Raw genomic sequence first — 17,483 nt, 5'->3', positions numbered from 1 at the left:
GCGCCGAACAGCCCGTTGGGCCGGCGCATGGACTGAGAGCCGTCGGGCGGTGCGTCAGCAGGCGTCGTAGACGTAGCCGGGGTCGTCGGGGGTGACGAGGTCGCGGTCGCGCAGGATCGCGAGCGGGGCGCGGTCGTCGAGGGCGCACACGTCGTCGAAAGTGAGACCCGCGTCGGCGAGCGCGTCGGGGTACTCGACCTGGAGCACGTGGCTGCCGTAGACGTCGGTGTAGGCGGCGCACTCGTCGAAGACCGCGCACTCCTCGGTGACGGCGAAGTCGAAGCCGAGGTCGTCGCGCGCGACCCCCGCGACCTCCGCCGCGTTCTTCTGCGCGATGGCGAGCCCGGCGTCGTGCGCGAGGTGGACGTACGCCCGCGCGAGCGCGTGGGCGCCGTCCTCGTCGATCGCGTCGAAGCGCGTCCAGGTGTCGAGGTTGTCGATCTCGACGGCGTCGAACCCGTCGTCGGCGCAGCCCGTGACGACCGGGCCGAGGATCGCGAGGATGCCCTCGCGCTGCTCGGCGGTGGACGGGTCGAGGACGTGCTCGTCCGGCCAGTCGGGGTCGACGACGAGGCCACCGGCCGCGTCGTGCAGCAGCAGGTCCTCGTGGTAGTCGAGCCACCGGTCGGCCTCGCCCGGCTGGGTCTGGAACCCGTTGACGTAGCAGACCGAGTAGGCACCGGCCAGGGGCTCGGCGGTCGCGTCCCGGACGACGACGTCGGGCGGCACGGGCCCGGGACCGGCGTCGACCTCGTCGTACGCGCCGCCGAGCTGGTAGTCGAGGACGCCGTCGGTCGGCGGGAGGTCGAACGCCGGCACCTGCAGAGGAGACGCGGTCGCCGTAGGCGTCCGGTCGACGGTGCACCCGGTCGCCCCCGCTGCGAGGAGGGCCAGCACGACGGCCGCAGGCGCCACGAGCCCGACGAGACCCGGCCTCACGGCAGCACGACCTCCCGCGCCGGGTGGACCGACGCGTCGAGCACGACGCGGTCGCCGAGGGGCTCGTCGAGCTCCACGACGAACGGTGTCGGCGGGTTCGACGGGCAGTCCGCCTCGCCCGTGCGCGGCTCGACGCCGACCGTCACCGCGACGGCGTCGTCACGCACGGCGAGCGCTGACAACCGCACCCGGCCCTCGGCGTCCTCCCCGCTGTTGCACGCCATCTCCGTGACGAGCAGGTGCACCTCGCGCGCGTCGGGGGCGCGCGGGTGATCCGGGTCGAGCGTGAGCGTCGCGGTGCCGAGCCCGTCGAGGTCGGCGCGCAGCGCGCAGGTCTGCGCGGCGGTGAGGAACCACGTCGGCACCGGGTCGACGTCCGTGGCGTCGGTCAGCTCGACCACCAGCATCTCGTGCGTGCGCACGTCACCGGCGCCCAGGTCCTCGGGGTCGTCGAGCTCGCGCAGGAGCGCGACCCGCTCGGCGTCGTCCTCGACGACGGTCCACTCGGCAGGGTCGATCGGCGGCACCTCGAGACCGTCGAGGGCGGCCCGGCCGCCCTCGCTCAGGTGGTCCGCCGTCACGCCCGACTCCAGCACGTCGTCGGGGACCACCGTCTCCCAGCACCGGTACGAACCCTCCGCGCCGGCGCCGTCCGCCGTCGCGCAGCCCGCGAGCCCCAGCACGGCGGCCGCCACCGCGACGACCGCACCCCCAGCACGACCCACCTGGCGCTCCTCCATGTCCCGTCTGTGTGCCGACCGTGCGCGACCTTGCGAGACGGCCGCGCCCCGATCACCCACCTGCCGCTTCACTCGTGGTGAGCGAGAGCGTGCGCACTGTCACACTGTCGGACAAGACAAACCCCATACGGATGTCTTGAAATGGGACCCATCGACCACAACCGTCGCCGCCGGGGCGACGCCCGCAGGTAGGGGGACACCATGACACGAGCCGTCGTCACCGGCTACGGGGCGGTGACCCCTGTGGGGCTCACCGCGGAGGACACCTGGGACGCGCTGCTGCGCGGCGAGCCCGGGGTGCGGGCCATCAAGGAGGACTGGGCCGCCGACCTGCCCGTGCGCATCGCGGCGCGGGTGGACGACGCCTTCGCGGAGGGCCTCGCCGTGCGCGAGGCGCGCCGCACGGACCGGGCCGAGCAGCTCACGCTCGTCGCGGGCCGCGAGGCCTGGGCGTCGGCCGGGTCGCCCGACGTCGACCCGACGCGGCTCGCCGTCGTCGTCGGGTCCGCGAACGGCGGGATCGCGACGACGCTCGACCAGTCCCACGTGCTCGACGAGCACGGGCCGCGGCGCGTCTCGCCGCACACCGTCACCATGCTCATGGCCAACGGTCCGGCGGCCTGGCTCTCGATCGACCTGGGGGCCAAGGCGGGTGCGCGGGCGCCGATCAGCGCGTGCGCCGCGGGGTCGGAGGCGATCACGATGGGCCGCGAGATGATCCTCGCCGGGTCGGCGGACGTCGTCGTGTGCGGCGGGGTGGAGGCGGGCGTCCGCCCGTTCTCGCTCGCCGCCTTCGCGGCGGCACGGGCCATGTCGACGCGCAACGACCAGCCCGAGCGCGCGTCGCGACCGTTCGACGTGCACCGCGACGGCTTCGTCATGGGCGAGGGCTCGACGCTCCTCGTCCTCGAGAGCGAGGAGCACGCGCGAGCTCGCGGCGCCGCGGTGCACGGCGTCGTCTCCGGCGCCGCGCTGACCTCCGACGCGTTCGACATCGTCGGCGGCGACCCCGAGAACCAGGCCCGCACGATCGGGATGGCGCTGCGCTCGGCGGGCCTCTCCCCCGGCGACCTCGGCCTCGTCCACGCGCACGCGACGTCGACCCCGGTGGGCGACGTCAACGAGTCCGACGCCCTCCACGCCGCGCTCGGCATGCCCCCGCCCGTGACGAGCACCAAGGGCGCGACGGGCCACCTGCTCGGCGCCTCGGGCGCGCTGGGCATCCTCGTCGCGCTGCTCGCCGTGCGCGACGGCCGCGTGCCGCCGACGCTCAACCTCGACGCGCTCGACCCGGCGATCGACCTCGACGTCGTGCGGGGATCGGCCCGGGAGACCGCCGCCCGCCACGCGCTGGTCAACGCGTTCGGCTTCGGCGGCCACAGCGCGAGCGTCGTGGTCTCGCGCGACTGACCTCCCCGGCGCGAGCAACGACGACACTCGCGTGAGGATGGAGCCATGGACCTCGACGCCCGGCTCGCCGACATCACGACGCTCACCGCCGACGCGATCGTCAACGCCGCCAACTCGTCGCTGCTCGGCGGTGGGGGCGTGGACGGCGCCATCCACGCCGCCGCCGGTCCCGGGCTCCTGGAGGAGTGCCGCCGGATCCGGCGCACGGCCCTCCCCGACGGCCTGCCCGTCGGCGACGCCGTCGCGACCGGCGCCTACGACCTCCCCGCCCGCTGGGTCGTCCATACCGTCGGGCCGAACCGCCACCGCGGCCAGACCGACCCCGCACTCCTCGCGTCGTGCTTCACGCGCTCGCTCGACGTCGCCGCCGACCTCGGCGCCGCGACCGTCGCCTTCCCCGCCGTGAGCGCGGGCGTCTACGGCTGGGACGTCGACGACGTCGCGCGGGTCGCGGTCGGGGCAGTGCGCGGGTGGTCGGCCGCCCGTCCGGGTGTCGACCCCGGCGACGGCGTCACCGCCGTGACGTTCGCGCTCGCGTCGCCCCGCGCTCTGGCGGCGTTCGAGGCCACCCTCGGGAGCTGAGCCGGGCCCTCTGGAGCTGAGCAAGGGGTCAGGGTCGGCCTCGCGAGGATCAGGGTCGGTTCGGGGGACTTCCCGATACCGCCGCGACGAGCGGGCTCCTACCGTCGAGGTATGAGCACCTCAGACGCCTCCGCAGCCTCGTTCCGGCCGACCCTGTCCCGGCCGCGCCACGGCCGGATGATCGCGGGCGTGTGCGCAGGGATCGCCCGCCGGTTCGGGTGGGACCCGACCGTCGTGCGCATCGTCGCCGCGGTCTCGATCCTGCTCCCCGGCCCGCAGGTCATCGCCTACCTCATCCTCTGGGCCCTCATGCCCAACGACCGCGACTGAGCCGGGCGCCAGCGCCAGTCGGCCGAGCCCGGGGTTGCGGGCGGTCTCGGGCTCGAGACCGCCCGCAAGCCCGGGTTCGGCGTGGGGCCCGCTCGTCAGCCCGGGAGGCCGCGCATACGGCGCCGGGCGACGACGATCGTCGCGCCGCCGGCGATCAGCACGATGGCGAGGCCCACGAGCGCGCCGACGTGCGCGCCGGTCGTGGCGAGACCGTCGGGCCCGCCCTCCTCCGCGCCGTCCGAGCCGCCGGGCGCACCGTCCGCCGCGAGGACCTCGAGCTCCGTCCACAGGACGCGCCCGTCCACCTGCCCGACGATCGCGAACCGGTGCTCGCCCGCCGCGGCGTCGGCCGGGACCGTCACGGTCGCCGTGAGGGTGCCCGAGGCGTCGGCGCGGTACATCCCGAGGTCCGCCGGCGTCGAGAAGAGGGTCGCGGAGACCCACTCGCCGGGCGCGAAGCCCTCGGCCGTCGCCGTGACCTGCTCACCCGCGCGGACCTGCGCCGGGGAGAGGGTGACGCCGCCGTGGTTCGCGTCGGTGAGGTCGTCCGCGCCGACCGTGTGCAGCGGGGACGACGGCGGCTCCTCGCCCGCGCCGGGCGTCTCGCCGGGCTCGCCCGGTCCGCCCGGGTTCTCACCGTCGAGGTGCCCCTCGAACACGTCCGACGCCGCGCCGAGGCTCAGGAGCACGGTCTCGCCCGTCGCGTCGTCGAGGCCGTCGTTGTCGGTGATCGCCCAGACCGTGCCGTCGCCGCCGACCGTGAGGCCCTCGAGCTTCTCCTGCGTCCAGCCGTTCGTGGCGCGCAGGTCGGGCAGGACGTCGTGCGCGAGCGTCTTGGTCACGGCGACCGGGGTCGTCGACGCGGCCCCGACGGCGACGTCGGGCACGTCGACCGCGTAGACGCGCTTCACCGCGGCGGCGGGACCGTTGAGCTTGTCGCGCTCGATCACGGCGAGGGTGTCGTGGTCGACGACGGTCACCTCGCTGAGACCCAGCCAGTCACCGTCGGTCGTGGTCTGCTCGAGCGGGTACGCGAACCAGTCCCACGTGCCCGACGCGACGTCGTAGCGGCCGAGGCGCGCGGTGCCCGCCGTGCCGCCGTCGTCGGTGGTCAGGCCGCGCTGGAGCGCGACCCACACCTGCTCGCCGACGCGCTCGCCGGCCTCCGTGACGGGCGCCGAGACCGCGACGCCCTCGATGCCCTGCTTGCCGAGGCCGGCGGCGACGCCCTCGGGCAGCGCGACGGTCTCGACGATCGCGCCAGCGGCGTCGACGCGCACGATCGCGTTGTCCGCGCCCTTCGCACCCTCGACGCCGAGCCAGAAGCCGCCCTCGGCACGGGCAGCGACGCCCTCGACGTCGAGGCCCACCGGGGCGCCGTCGCGCGTGAGGGTCACGGTCCGGTCGATGACGGCCGGGGAACCCGCGCCGTAGCCGCTGACGTCGAGGGACAGGAGCTGCGTCGTGGAGTACGCGGCGTCGGTCGCCGTCCACAGGCGCTGGGGATCGGTCGGGTCGGCACTCAGCGCGCCGAGCGCGCCCCACCCGATCGGGGCGCCGGCCTGCGGGCCGTGCGTCGCGTCCGCCGAGACGACGCTCGGGAACCGCGGCGACCCCGCACCGTCGGCCCACCGCGCGCCGCGCCCGAACACGGTGACGGCCGACCGCACGCCCGCTTCGGCGTCGTCCTCCTCGCTCGACACGACGAGCAGGTCGCGCTCCGGCACGGCGAGAAGGCCCTCGGGGCCGTTGGTCGTCGCGAGCACCTGGACGAACCGCGGGTCGCTCGGGTCGGAGACGTCGTAGACGGCGACGAAGTTCGAGCGCTCCGAGCCGACGAACGCGAAGCGCGTCCCGCCGAGCGTCGCGACGCTCAGGCCCTCGGGCTCGACGCCCTTCTTGGCCGCGCGGTCCTCGGTGTGGAGGCCGACGCGCACCGCGAGGCGCTCGAGCTCGGCGCCCGCGTCCCACACGACCTCGCCCGACGCGGCGTCGAACACCGACCAGCCGCGCGAGCCGCCCTTCCAGTCGCCCTCGTTCGCGGTCGCGACGTGCGCGTCGTCGAGCCAGCCGATCGCGTCGGGCTCGCGCGGCGTCGCCGGGATCGACCCGGTCTGGTCGATCACGCCGTCCTTCTTCACGTCGATCCCGGACACGGCGACCGCGCCCGCCGAGAAGACGGTCTCGATCTCGCCCGTCGCGATGTCGACGACGGCGACACCGTTGTTCTCCTGGAGCGTCACCGCGACCTTGGTGCCCGCCGGGTTGACGGCGACGTACTCGGGCTCGGGGTCCTGCGGGGTGTCGAGACCGGCCGCCGCGACGACGGGGAGCGGCGCGCCGGCCTCGTCGAGGAACGGGACGGCGCGGGTCGACCACGCGGCGGGGTCCTCGCCGGGGAGGTCGAGGATCTGGAGGAAGCCGCCGGGGAGCTGCGGGAGGTCGCCCTCGTCGCCGCCCTCGGGGGTGATCTCCTCGTCACGCTGGTTCTCGATCGCGACGACGGCGTGCGCGCCGTCGGGCGTCACGGCGATCGAGTCGGGCTGGCCCCCGAGGTCGAGCGACCGCACGCGCTCGCGCGTGGCGAGGTCGACGACGTCCAGGCGACCGCTCGGCTCCGTGAAGCTCACGGACGTGTCGACGACGACGAGGACGTACTCGCCGACGATCGCGACCGACGTCGGTTCGTCGTGCTCCGAGCCGAGCTCGGCGAGGCTCAGCGTGCCCAGGCCCTTCGGCGCGCTCGGGTCGGTGAGGTCGAGGAAGCCGATGCGGCGCGCGAGCGCGTCCGTGTGGACGACCGTGCGCCCGTCCTCGCTCACCGCCGAGATCTCGGCGACCGTCTCGGCCGCGGCGTCCTCGCCGGCCGGTCGGTTCTGGAACACGGGGTACGTGGCGAGGCGGTGGAACGTCTCGTCCGCGGCCGGCGTCGACCAGGCACCTGCCGCCGCGAGGGCTGCCGCCGGGGTCGACGACGCGGCGCCGGCCGGGTTCGTGGGAACCGCGGCGAGCGCGGGCAGCGCGCCCAGGCCCAGGGTGAGCGTCGCGCCCGTGGCGACGAGCGCGGCGAGGCGCGTGCGGCGGGCCGGGGCGCGCACGGGGGTGCGCATCGCGGTCCGCTGACGGGCCTGCTCGGGGATGACTGACATGTCTCTCCTTCGACGAGGGTCGAGCAGAGGTTGGTGTCCCCCGGTGGCGCGACGACGACCGTCCCGGGACCGCCGGGTGACGGGTGGATGAACAGTGCGCACCGGCAGGTGCGGGCCTCTGGAGACCCGCCCGTTGCCCCGAGCGACGGGTTCCGGGGCGGAGTACCTGATACTTCGGCCCCGTGACCGAATCGTGACGGCGAAAGTACCTAGTACTCGCTGTCCGCCCTGCGTCGGCGGTTGCTAGCGTCTTTCGAGATTTACCTGCTACTCCACGTCCCACCAACGCTGGCGGGCGCGGCCCCGGCGCCCTCTCCGCGCCGGGTGAGCACGGCCCGGCTCTCTCCGCCCTCTCCCCCGCTTGTCTCTCCCCACTGCCGACCGCCCCGCGACGACGCCGGGCGCGAGGAAGGACGACCGATGACGCAGCACGCCTCTCCCCGACCGTCGCGCACCCACACGGTCCTCACGTCCGTCGCGCTCGCCGTGCTCGCTCTCGCGGTGGCCGGCCTGATCGCGTTCCTGCTCGTGTACAACGGCAAGGTCGCCGACGGCGCCACCCGCCTCGACGACGGGGCGGCGCAGCTCTCCGACGGCGCGGCGACGCTCGCCGACGGGACCGCCGAGGCCCAGGCCGGCGCCGAGCGCCTCGCCGACGGGGCCGGCGACCTGGAGGACGGCGCCGGCGACCTCGTCACCGGGGCGCAGAAGGCGTCGGACGGCGCGGCCCAGCTCGCCGCGGGCGGCACCACCGCGCTCGACGGGGCGACCGAGCTCGCCGCCGGCGCGGACGAGCTGAACGCCGGAGCCGCGCGCCTCGCCGCGGGCACGGGCGACGCCGCGAGCGGCGCGGCCCGCCTCGCCGCGGGCAGCAAGGACCTCGACGCCGGGGCCGCCCGCCTCGCCGCCGGCAACGCGCGCGCCGCCGACGGTGCGTCGCAGATCGCCGACGGCGCGAGCACGCTGAAGGACGGCGCCGCCGAGCTGTACGTCGGCAACGCGACCGCCGCGCACGGCGCCGGGCTGCTGGCCGAGGGCACCTCCACCCTCGCGACGGGCGCGACCACCGTGGCCGGTGGGGCGGCTCAGATCTCCGCGGGCGTCGGCGGTCTGGCGAACGGCTCGTCGGCGATCGCCGCCGGGATGTCCGGTGCCGCGAAGGGAGCGAACGACCTCGCCCGGGGCTCCGGCGCGCTCGCGACCGGCACCAGCACGCTGCGCGACGGCGCTGCCGCGGTCGCGACGGGGGCGCAGAGCCTCTCGGTCGGCGCGGCCGACCTCGAGGACGGGACCGCGCGGCTCGCGTCGGGCGCGCCGGTCGTTGCCGACGGGGCGGCGACGCTGCACGCCGGGGCGGACCGTCTCAGCGCCGGGATCGCCTCTGCACGCGACGCCGCTGCCTCGCTCACGGACGGGACCCGGTCCCTGGCACAGGGCGCCGGCGCAGTGCACGACGGCGCGACGACCCTGGCGGACCAGCTCACGGGCCTCGCCGCCACGACGGACGACCCCGCCCTCAAGGCACGGCTCCAGGCCCTCGCGGGGGCCGCGGGCTCCGTTCGGGACGGTGCGGCGGGCGTCGATGCCGGCGCCGCCCGGCTCTCGACCGGAGCGACGGCGCTCCGCGACGGACTGGCAGGTGAGGACGGTGCGGCGGCGAGCGCGGCTCGCCTCGCGGGAGGCCTCGAAAAGGTCAGCGCGGGAGCCGACGAGGTGGCTCGCGGAGCGCAGGCCGCGCACGAGGGCGCGACGCGGGTCGCGGCGGGAGCGGCCCAGGTCGCCCAGGGCACGGCGAGCGTGGCCGGCGGTGCGCGCGGCGTCGCAGACGGCGCCAGCGAGATCTCCACGGGCAACAGCGACCTCGCGAACGGTACTGCGGCGCTCGCCGCGGGCTCGGCGGACCTCGCGGGGGGTGCGAGCCGGCTCCTCGTCGGCTCCTCGGACGTCGCCGCCGGTGCCGCTCGTGTCGCGGACGGCAACGCCGGTGCCGCCGAGGCCTCGGCAGCGCTTGCCCGGGGCACGGCCTCCCTCGCCGAGGGCGCATTCCAGATCGCGGGTGGCAACGCGTTCCTCGCGACGAAGACCTCCGAGCTCGCCACGGGCACGTCGGATCTCGCCACCGGTGCCGCCGACCTCAAGGCGGGGACGGCCAGGGCCACGACCGGCGCGGCGGACCTCGCGGCCGGCACGGTGCGGCTCCGCACGGGCGCGGGCGACCTGTTCGCCGGGACGACGCGCCTCGAGGACGGGACGCTGCGCCTGCAGAACGGGCTCACGACGCTGTCCACCGGCGCGACGACCCTGGCGGCGGGCAACGCCGCGCTCGCCGAGGGCTCGACGACGCTGCACGCCGGCACGACGACGCTCGCCGACGGCGCGTCGGACCTGCACGACGGCAGCACCCGCATCGCGGACGGCGCCGCCACGCTGTCCGACGGCACGGGGACCCTCTCCGACGGCACGGCGGAGCTCAAGGACAGCGTCGAGAACAGCCCCGTCGGACGGGTGTCGCTCGGCATGTCGGCGCTCGTCGGCGGGACCGTGCTCGCGGGTGTCGCGGGCGTCGGGCTCGGGCTGCGCCGTCGGCTCGCGGCGGTCTGACCGACCGTCGCGCACGGCCGGGCGGCCCCTCCTCACCGCCCGGCCCCCGACTCGGGGGCGGCTTCACGTCGACGGTGTCGCCCCCGCGGGCGGCGGTCCCGGTGGACAGGACTCCGGGACCGCCGCCCTTCTTCGTGTCCCTGGCGCATCGCACCGGCGCGAGCGGTCGGGCGCTGCCGCCGGACCGACACCGGCTACCGTGACCGCGTGACGCTGCTCCTCAAGCTCGTGCTGGCGCCGGCCCTCGTGGTCGCGTCCACGCTCGCCGGACGGCGCTGGGGAGCGCGGCTCACGGGGGTGCTCGTCGGGCTGCCGGTCGTCGCCGGGCCGATCCTGCTCATCACCACGCTCGACCACGGCACCGCGTTCGGAGCTGCCGCCGCCTCCTCGGCGCTCCTCGGCCTCACGTCCCTCGCACTGTTCGCCGTGGTGTTCGCCTGGTGCTCGCGCCGGACCGGCTGGGTCGGTGCGCTCGCCGCCTCCTGGGCGGCGTGCCTCCTGGCGGACGTGGCGCTCGCCCGGGTGACGCTGCCCGCCGGGATCGGGTTCGTGGTGGCGCTCGCGACGTTCTGGGGCGCGTCCCGGGTCATGCCACCCGACGCACCGGGGCGCCCGCCGTCGACCGTCCCGCCGCCCTGGTGGGATCTCCCCGCCCGTGCCGCGACGACGGCGGCGCTCGTCCTCGCCGTCACCACCGCGTCGGGCGCGCTCGGACCGGCGATGACGGGTGTGCTCGCGCCGTTCCCGATCGCGTCGAGCGTGGTCGCCGCGTTCGCGCTCGCGCAGCGCGGCTCGGCCGAGACCGTCCGCCTCCTGCGGGGACTGCTCGCCGGACTCACCGGCTTCGCGGTGTTCTGCCTCCTCGTCGCACTCCTCGTGGACCGGCTCGGCGTCGCCGCGGCCTTCGGGATCGCGCTGGTCGCCAGCATCGCCGTCCAGACCGTCGTCCCGCTCGCCGGTCGGCTCGCCGTCGGCGCGTCCGGCCGACGCCGCCGCTCCTGACGACGGCGCCCGGCGCACGCTCCGGCGCCGCCGCTCGCCGGGTAGATCGACCGACGGGCACCGCGCCGGCAGCGGTCACGACGCGACGTCCCGGGCGCGGCTCATGGTGACGTACGCCGAGAACCCCGCCCGCCGGGCGAACCGCACCGGGCGGCGCCCCGTCTCCGTGAACCCGAGCTTGCGGTAGAGCCCGAGCGCCGGGGCGTTGGTGTCCTTGATGTCGCGCAGCACGAGCTCGTCGTACGGCAGCGCCATCAGGTGGCGCATGAGTGCGGTGCCCACACCCCGACCCTGGTGCTCCGGCGCGGTCGTGACGAACCCGATCTCGGCGAGGCCGTCCCGCGCGCCGTCGTACGCGCCGAGGAACTGGCTCCGGACGATCCGGTAGCTGATCGCGCCGTGGACACGACCCCACGCGTCCCGGAAGGGACGCTTCTCGGGGGCGAAGCACTCCTGCGCGCCCTCGGTGACCGAGGCGACGGCGGCGGGCTCGCCGTCGACGACCGCGACGTAGAACCGTTCGAGGACGAGCATGTGCGCGAACGCGTCCGCCAGCTCGCGCGGGTCCTTCGAGAAGTACGCGAAGTCGTCCGCGAAGCCGCGCACGAGAACCTCGGTGATCCGCCGCCGACTGCTCTCGCCGAGCTCGTCGCCGCGCCTGATCTCGATCATTCGTTTCCTGCCTCCTGGGTGAGTTCGCCGCGCGGATCGGTCTACCGGCGACGACGGCGCGCGAACACGGATGCCGCCGCGCCGAGGAACACCAGGACCAGGCCGCCGCACCACGCGAGGGCGAGCGCCGCCGTCGGGCCGAGGTCCGTGACCGGCGCGCCCGTCGAGTCCATGCCGACGAGCAGGCCGCGGATCGTCTCGATCACCGGCGTGACGGGCTGGTGCTCCGCGAACCCGCGCAGCCACGACGGCATGGTCTCCGGGGGCACGAACGCGCTCGACACGTACGGCAGGAACAGCATGAAGAAGCCGAAGCCCCCGGCTGCGGCGGGCGAGCGCACGAGCACGCCGATGAAGGCAGCCACGCTCGTGATCGCGAGGACGTACGCCGCGACCACCCCGACGGCGCCGAGCCACTCGAGCACGTCCGCGTCGGGTCGGAAGCCGATGAGGAACGCGACGCCGAGCACGACGCCCGTCGTGACGAGATTCTTCACGACGCTCGCCACGACGTGCCCGACGAGGACCGTCGAGCTCGCGATCGGCATCGACCGGAACCGGTCCATGATGCCGCCGGACATGTCCTGCTCCACGGCGATCGCCGTGTTCGACGCCCCGTAGCCCGCGCACAGCAGGATGATCCCCGGCGTCGCGTACGTGACGTAGTCCGTGCCGACGCTCATCGCGCCGCCGAACACGTACACGAACAGGATCATGAGCATCACCGGCAGCACGAGCCCGAGGATCAGCTCGTCCGGCTCGCGCCGCACGAGCCGTAGCGACCGGGCGACCATCGTCGCAGCGTCGGCGAGCACGTGGCGGCCCGGCCGGGCCAGAGGGGCGGGGAGGCGCGGCGTCGTGCCCGACGGCGCAGCGGTGGCCTGGGCGGTCATGCCGCCGCCTCCTCGTGGTCGGCCGGGGCGGTCCCGGGCTCGTCGGCGCGGTCGCGTGTGCGCGCCGCGTGGCCGGTGAGGGTGAGGAACACGTCGTCGAGCGTCGGCTCGCGCACCTCCCACCGCACCGGCTCGACGCCGGACGCGGCCACCGTGGCGAGGACGTCGCGCACGTGCCGCACCGACCCGTCGGTGGCGACGCGCAGCGTCGCGGAGGTGCCGCCGGCCGCCGGAGCGAGGTCCTGGCCGGAGGACACGAGGGACCCCGCCGACTCGACCGACGCCGCCTCGGCGACCGACGCGAACGTGAGCTCGATGCTCGCGTCACCCACGCGACGCTTGAGGTCCGAGGGCGAGCCCTCCGCGACGACGCGGCCGTCGTCGACGAGCGCGACGCGGTCGGCGAGCTGGTCGGCCTCCTCGAGGTACTGCGTCGTGAGGAACAGGCTCGTGCCGTCGGCGACGACGCCGCGGATCACCTCCCACATGGTCTGACGGCTGCGCGGGTCGAGGCCGGTGGTGGGCTCGTCGAGGAACATGACCTGGGGACGGGTGAGGAGCCCAGCCGCCAGGTCGAGCCGGCGCCGCATGCCGCCGGAGTAGGTCGCGACGCGACGGTCGGCGGCCGCGGCGAGGTCGAACGCGTCGAGCAGTCCGTCGACGCGGGCGCGCGCGGCTCGGCGGGGCAGGTGCGCGAGGCGACCCATCATCGTGAGGTTCTCGCGTCCCGACTGCTTCTCGTCGACCGCCGCGTACTGGCCGGTGAGGCTGATGAGGCCGCGCACGCGCGCGGCGTCGTGCACGACGTCGTGACCCGCGACGGTGGCCGTCCCGCCGTCGGGGCGCAGGAGCGTGGCGAGGATGCGGACGGTGGTGGTCTTCCCCGCGCCGTTGGGACCGAGGAGGGCGAGGACCTCGCCACGGTGCAGCGTGAGGTCGACGCCGTCGAGCACGCGCACGGACCGGCGCGTGGAGCCGTAGCTCTTGCGCAGGCCCTCGGCGCGCACGAGCACGTCGGGTGCTGGCATGGGGACTCCCTCGATCGTCCGGGCAAACCGCTTCCAAGCAAAACTGTTTATGGGCACTACTATTCTGCTGACGGTAGACACAGTTTCGCGAGCGGTCAAGCCCCACGGGAGGATGACGACATGACCGGGACCGACGCCGACGACCGACCCAGCACCGACCGACCGGACGCCAGGACGGAGCTCCCGCCCGTCATCGCGCGCCTGTGGGGACGCGGCCCCGCACCGCGTCGCGGCCCCAAGCCCGCGCTCACCGTCGAGCAGGTGGTGCGCGCCGCCGTCGACCTCGCCGACGCCGAGGGCCTGCCCGCGGTGTCCATGGCGCGCGTCGCCGAGTCGCTGGGTTACTCGTCGATGGCGCTCTACCGCTACGTCGAGAGCAAGGACGAGCTCCTCGTCCTCATGGCCGACGCCGCCGCGGACGTGCTCGAGATGCCCGGCTACGACGAGACCGACTGGCGCGCCGGGCTCGCGGCGTGGACGCGCGCGCAGATCGAGGGCGTCCTCGCGCGCCCGTGGTACCTCGACCTGCCGCTGACGACGGCGCAGGTCGGCCCGAACCGCCTGCGTTGGATCGACCGCGCGTTCGCGATCCTCGCTCCGCTCGCCCTGACGACGGACGAGAAGCTCCAGATCGTGGGGCTCCTCGCGCAGCACGTGCTCGGCGAGGGGCGCGTCCTGGTCGAGACCCGGCGCGCCGCCGCGGAGGCCGTGCGCCAGGCGCAGGGTCTCCCGGCCGACACGCCCGAGGCCGAGCTCGACCAGGACGCGGTCGCGGCCGCCAACCCGTACGCCGACTACGAGCTCGTGCTCACCCGGCTCGTCGACCCCGAGACGTACCCCGCGCTCACCGGGGCGCTCGCCGCGTGGACGCCCGCCGAGGCCCAGCCCGACGACTGGGAGAGCGACATCGGGTTCGGGCTCGACATCCTCCTCGACGGGATCGAGGCGTTCGTCGCCCAGCGTGCCGCCGCCCGCGCGGTCGCCGACCACGGCTGACCGCCGCACGGTGCCGGGTCCACGCGTGGGGCGCCGCCCCGCCCGCTCGCCCGACGCCTCACCTCGTCAGGGAGCCGGCTGGGCCGGGGCGTCGGGGACCTGGACCTCCGGCAGGTCCGGCAGGTCGAGCGTCGGGACGTCGATGCTCGGGATGTCGATGTCCTCCATCCGGTCGCGCAGCTCCTCCTGCCGGATGCGGTTGTTCTCCTGGATGCAGGAGAGACGGGTCACGGGACGGCCTCCGCACTCCTGGACGTCCGAGTCCGGGTCGCGCGGGGCCTTCGGCGCCTGGACGTAGCGCCCGTCGGCGTCGTGCTCGCCCGGGCTCACCGGCAGCGCGGCCAGCGCCGCCACGCCGCCGAGCGCGAGGAGCGTCGTCGCGACGAGGAGGACGGCGGCACCCAGCCCGGCGCGGACGGCGGCACCGGCACTGGCGGCCGGGCGCTCGTCCGACGCCGCGCGCTGCTGCGCGGCTACCCGCCACGCGACCCACAGCCCGACCGCCACCGGCAGGACGAACGCGACGGCGGCGAGCGCCGCGACCGGCCGGGCGTCGCCGCGCGCGAACCCGCCCGGGCCGATCGCGGCGACCACGATCGCGACGAGGCCCATGACCACCGTGCGACGCACGACGGCGCCGCGCAGCCCCGACCGCAGCGCGGCGATGCGGGCCGCGCCCGCCGGGCCGGGCGGGAGGTACCCGAGGTCGCGCGTCTGCGTGAGCATGGCCGCGTGCAGGACCGCGGACGTCACGGCCGTGACCGCGAGCACCACCCCGAGGCCGACGAGGAACCAGCGCACGACGACGGCGTCGCGCACCACGTAGAGCAGCGCGAGACCCGCGAGCACGCCCACCCAGCCCACGACCACGGCGGCGACGGTCCCGCCCCGGAACGGCGTCCGGCGCAGCGTGCGGCGCAGCAGGCCGCGCGGCACCTGGAGGAGGACGGGCAGCACGCGCAGGGCGGTGATCCCCGTCCACAGCAGGACCACGATCCCCCAGACGGGAACGCTGCCGACGTGCGCGTCGCTCATCGAGAAGGCGACGACCAGCGCGACCGCCCCGACGAGCAGGACCGGCATCTCGACGAGACGCAGGATCTGCTGCCACACGCTGAGGTGCAGCAGGTAGCCGGCCTCGGCGTGCTCGGGGTTCATCGCGAGGACGCCGCTGTACCCCTTCGCGCTGCGTCCCGCGTCGAGGGCGAGCGCCGCGTCGAGGTAGAGCAGGTCCTCGTGCTCCGGGGCGACGGCGAGGCCCTGGCGCACGAGCGTCCGTGCCCGGTCGTCGTCGCCGAGCCTCGACCACAGCCGTGCGGCCTGCACGATCCGGTCGGGGTTCTCCGGGGCGAGCTCGAGCGCCGACTCGATGCGCTCGCGCGCGAGCCTCCGGTCGGCGCCGCGCACGCGGCCCGACAGGTGGGTGTCGGCGAGCTGAAGGTGGTACCGCGCGTCGTCGGGGTCGAGCTCGAGCGCCTTCGCCGCGGCGTCGCGCGCGCCCGCCACGTCGCCGGTGTTCTGGCGCGCGATCGAGAGCAGGTACAGCGCGCCGTCGGCCGCGGGCTGCGCGCCGACGACCTGCTCCAGGAGCGGCAGCGCCTCGACCGACCGCTGGAGGTGCAGGCGCACCCAGGCCGCGGCGAGGAGCAGCCGCGGGTCGTCGGGCAGGCTCGCGAGCGCGTCGTCGACCTCGTCGAGCGCGCGCTCGGGCCGCCCCATCTGGACGAGCAGCTCCGCGCGCGAGGCGACGGCGCGCGGGTCGGTCGTGGTGCTCACGGTCGAGGTCCCCGGCTCAGAGCATGCGCCGCGCGCGCAGGTACGCGGCGAGGTCGTCGTAGCGGCCGTCGTTGTTCGCGAACGTGACGACGTTGCGCGCGGACTGGAGCCACGCCGTCGTCGAGGGACGCACGTCGGCGAGGGCGGCGTCCAGGTCCGCCATGCTGATCGGCCGCACCTGCCCCGACGCGATCGAGTCCATCATCGCCTTCTCGGCCGCCGTCGCCGCGAGGTGCTCGAGGTCGGCGCCGGAGAATCCGTCGGTGCGCTGCACGATCGCACGCAGGTCGATCCCCGCGACCGGGCGGCCGGCGAGGTGGTGGCGCAGGATCGCCTCGCGCGCGGGCTCGTCGGGCGGCAGGACGAGCACGACGCGGTCGAACCGACCCGGGCGCAGCAGCGCGGTGTCGACGTCCCACGGGTGGTTCGTCGCGCCGAGGACGAACAGCCCGTCGTTGTCGGAGCCGATGCCGTCCATCTCCTGGAGGAGCTGGTTGACGACGGTCCGCATGCCGGACGATCCGGAGTACTGCGCGCGCTTGCCGCCGATCGCATCGACCTCGTCGAGGAAGAGCACGGCGGGCGCGAGCCGGCGCGCCTTCTGGAACAGCGCGTGGAGGTTCTGCTCGCTCTCCCCGATGTACTTGTCGAGGATGTCCGCGAGCGTCACCGTGAGGAACCGCGCGCCGAGCTCGCCCGCGACGGCCCGGGCCATGTACGTCTTGCCGGTCCCGGGCGGCCCGTAGAGCAGGAGCCCGCCGCGCAGCGACTTGCCGAACGCCTTGGCGATCGCCTGGTTCCGCATCGGTTCGAGGAACGCCTCGCGGATGCGCTGCTTCACCGGCTCCAGGCCGCCGACGTCCGCGAGCGTCACCGTCTCGCGCGAGACCTCGAGCAGGCCGGACCCGTCGTCGGGGGCGTCGTCGCGCGCGGGCACGAGGAACGGCGCCCCGCCCGGGGCGGGCGCCGCGCCGACGTCGCCCCGGTCGGCCGGCGCGGCCGGGCCGGGCTCCGGCGCGACGGGCTGCTCGGCGGGCCGGACGACCGACGGCAGCTCGACGAACGGCGGCGGGACCTGCACGCCCACCTCGTGCTCCAGCCGGTCCCAGTCGATGCCCGGCGGCCCCGCTGGGCCCGCAGGAGCGGCGGCCGGGTTCGTGGACCCGGACGTCGCCCCGGGGCTCGTGCCGTGCGGCGGCGCGCCCGGTGCACGCGGGATCGTCGCGTCCGACGGCACGCCCGTGATGAGACCGTCGTCGGGACCCCCCGGGGCGGAGGTCGGCGCGTGCAGGCCGACGCCCGAGGCCGCGGCGCCCCCCGCGGGGGGGGGCCCCGCCGGGGTCGGGGGCGGGCCCCCCCCCCGGG

Annotated in this window: 14 protein-coding genes; 6 read left to right on the top strand and 8 right to left on the bottom strand. The window is 75.7% G+C overall.

The window, feature by feature from the left end; translation table 11 throughout:
- Positions 1 to 54 precede the first annotated feature (54 nt).
- Both ACFWH7_RS08600 and ACFWH7_RS08595 read right to left on the bottom strand, forming a co-directional pair.
- A complete protein-coding gene (locus ACFWH7_RS08600; protein WP_378216084.1) occupies positions 55 to 819 on the bottom strand; it encodes an endo alpha-1,4 polygalactosaminidase in 765 nt (254 codons plus the stop codon).
- 116 nt (positions 820 to 935) lie between these two features.
- Positions 936 to 1,679 carry a hypothetical protein gene (locus ACFWH7_RS08595; protein ID WP_378216082.1) on the bottom strand — a complete coding sequence of 248 codons (744 nt, stop codon included), beginning with the start codon at positions 1,677 to 1,679 and terminating at the stop codon, positions 936 to 938.
- Between the two features lie 201 nt (positions 1,680 to 1,880).
- On the opposite strand from ACFWH7_RS08595, the gene ACFWH7_RS08590 reads away from it, so the two are divergent.
- The 3 genes from ACFWH7_RS08590 (at position 1,881) to ACFWH7_RS08580 (ending at position 4,001) form a co-directional block, all read left to right on the top strand.
- Positions 1,881 to 3,089 (top strand): beta-ketoacyl-[acyl-carrier-protein] synthase family protein, encoded by a 1,209-nt coding sequence (locus ACFWH7_RS08590; RefSeq protein WP_378216081.1) that lies wholly within the window; start codon positions 1,881 to 1,883, stop codon positions 3,087 to 3,089.
- Positions 3,090 to 3,134: 45 nt separating this feature from the next.
- Positions 3,135 to 3,671: an O-acetyl-ADP-ribose deacetylase gene (locus ACFWH7_RS08585; protein ID WP_378216080.1), complete on the top strand. Its 537-nt coding sequence runs from the start codon at positions 3,135 to 3,137 to the stop codon at positions 3,669 to 3,671.
- 111 nt (positions 3,672 to 3,782) lie between these two features.
- The gene (locus tag ACFWH7_RS08580) at positions 3,783 to 4,001 is read left to right on the top strand and encodes a PspC domain-containing protein (protein WP_053370472.1); all 219 of its coding nucleotides are present in this window, start codon (positions 3,783 to 3,785) and stop codon (positions 3,999 to 4,001) included.
- 95 nt (positions 4,002 to 4,096) lie between these two features.
- Here ACFWH7_RS08580 and ACFWH7_RS08575 read toward each other — a convergent pair whose 3' ends face one another.
- Positions 4,097 to 7,150, bottom strand: coding sequence for an esterase-like activity of phytase family protein (locus tag ACFWH7_RS08575; protein ID WP_378216079.1), 3,054 nt, complete (start codon positions 7,148 to 7,150; stop codon positions 4,097 to 4,099).
- A gap of 420 nt (positions 7,151 to 7,570) precedes the next feature.
- Between ACFWH7_RS08575 and ACFWH7_RS08570 the strand changes: the two genes are divergently transcribed.
- Complete coding sequence (locus tag ACFWH7_RS08570; RefSeq protein ID WP_378216078.1) at positions 7,571 to 9,751, top strand: hypothetical protein; 2,181 nt, start codon at positions 7,571 to 7,573, stop codon at positions 9,749 to 9,751.
- Positions 9,752 to 9,958: 207 nt separating this feature from the next.
- Positions 9,959 to 10,753, top strand: coding sequence for a hypothetical protein (locus tag ACFWH7_RS08565; protein ID WP_378216077.1), 795 nt, complete (start codon positions 9,959 to 9,961; stop codon positions 10,751 to 10,753).
- A gap of 75 nt (positions 10,754 to 10,828) precedes the next feature.
- On the opposite strand, the gene ACFWH7_RS08560 is transcribed toward ACFWH7_RS08565, so the two are convergent.
- Genes ACFWH7_RS08560 through ACFWH7_RS08550 form a run of 3 tightly spaced genes read right to left on the bottom strand, consistent with a single transcriptional unit; the run spans position 10,829 to position 13,346 of the window.
- Positions 10,829 to 11,425, bottom strand: coding sequence for a GNAT family N-acetyltransferase (locus ACFWH7_RS08560; RefSeq protein WP_378216076.1), 597 nt, complete (start codon positions 11,423 to 11,425; stop codon positions 10,829 to 10,831).
- Positions 11,426 to 11,466: 41 nt separating this feature from the next.
- Positions 11,467 to 12,318: an ABC transporter permease gene (locus ACFWH7_RS08555; protein ID WP_378216074.1), complete on the bottom strand. Its 852-nt coding sequence runs from the start codon at positions 12,316 to 12,318 to the stop codon at positions 11,467 to 11,469.
- Positions 12,315 to 13,346, bottom strand: a complete 1,032-nt coding sequence (locus tag ACFWH7_RS08550) for an ATP-binding cassette domain-containing protein (RefSeq protein ID WP_378216073.1) — start codon at positions 13,344 to 13,346, stop codon at positions 12,315 to 12,317. The genes ACFWH7_RS08555 and ACFWH7_RS08550 overlap by 4 nt, the downstream gene beginning before the upstream one ends.
- A 120-nt stretch (positions 13,347 to 13,466) precedes the next feature.
- Between ACFWH7_RS08550 and ACFWH7_RS08545 the strand changes: the two genes are divergently transcribed.
- Entirely contained in the window at positions 13,467 to 14,342 is an 876-nt protein-coding gene (locus tag ACFWH7_RS08545) for a TetR/AcrR family transcriptional regulator (protein ID WP_378216072.1), read from the top strand.
- Between the two features lie 66 nt (positions 14,343 to 14,408).
- Here the strand turns inward: ACFWH7_RS08545 and ACFWH7_RS08540 are convergent, their stop codons facing one another.
- Complete coding sequence (locus ACFWH7_RS08540; protein WP_378216071.1) at positions 14,409 to 16,118, bottom strand: tetratricopeptide repeat protein; 1,710 nt, start codon at positions 16,116 to 16,118, stop codon at positions 14,409 to 14,411.
- Between the two features lie 16 nt (positions 16,119 to 16,134).
- Positions 16,135 to 17,355, bottom strand: coding sequence for an ATP-binding protein (locus ACFWH7_RS08535; RefSeq protein ID WP_378216070.1), 1,221 nt, complete (start codon positions 17,353 to 17,355; stop codon positions 16,135 to 16,137).
- Between the last annotated feature and the right edge of the window lie 128 nt (positions 17,356 to 17,483).

The sequence above is a fragment of the Cellulosimicrobium cellulans genome (assembly GCF_042723955.1).
Lineage (GTDB): Bacteria > Actinomycetota > Actinomycetes > Actinomycetales > Cellulomonadaceae > Cellulosimicrobium > Cellulosimicrobium cellulans_H.
This window is presented reverse-complemented; position numbering and strand designations above follow the sequence as displayed.

Excerpts from the sequence above, each read along its gene's own strand:
- ACFWH7_RS08555 (WP_378216074.1), bottom strand. The coding sequence starts at position 12,318 with ATGACCGCCCAGGCCACCGCTGCGCCGTCGGGCACGACGCCGCGCCTC.
- ACFWH7_RS08570 (WP_378216078.1), top strand. The coding sequence starts at position 7,571 with ATGACGCAGCACGCCTCTCCCCGACCGTCGCGCACCCACACGGTCCTC.
- ACFWH7_RS08575 (WP_378216079.1), bottom strand. The coding sequence starts at position 7,150 with ATGTCAGTCATCCCCGAGCAGGCCCGTCAGCGGACCGCGATGCGCACC.
- ACFWH7_RS08560 (WP_378216076.1), bottom strand. The coding sequence starts at position 11,425 with ATGATCGAGATCAGGCGCGGCGACGAGCTCGGCGAGAGCAGTCGGCGG.
- ACFWH7_RS08550 (WP_378216073.1), bottom strand. The coding sequence starts at position 13,346 with ATGCCAGCACCCGACGTGCTCGTGCGCGCCGAGGGCCTGCGCAAGAGC.
- ACFWH7_RS08590 (WP_378216081.1), top strand. The coding sequence starts at position 1,881 with ATGACACGAGCCGTCGTCACCGGCTACGGGGCGGTGACCCCTGTGGGG.
- ACFWH7_RS08585 (WP_378216080.1), top strand. The coding sequence starts at position 3,135 with ATGGACCTCGACGCCCGGCTCGCCGACATCACGACGCTCACCGCCGAC.
- ACFWH7_RS08595 (WP_378216082.1), bottom strand. The coding sequence starts at position 1,679 with ATGGAGGAGCGCCAGGTGGGTCGTGCTGGGGGTGCGGTCGTCGCGGTG.
- ACFWH7_RS08545 (WP_378216072.1), top strand. The coding sequence starts at position 13,467 with ATGACCGGGACCGACGCCGACGACCGACCCAGCACCGACCGACCGGAC.
- ACFWH7_RS08580 (WP_053370472.1), top strand. The coding sequence starts at position 3,783 with ATGAGCACCTCAGACGCCTCCGCAGCCTCGTTCCGGCCGACCCTGTCC.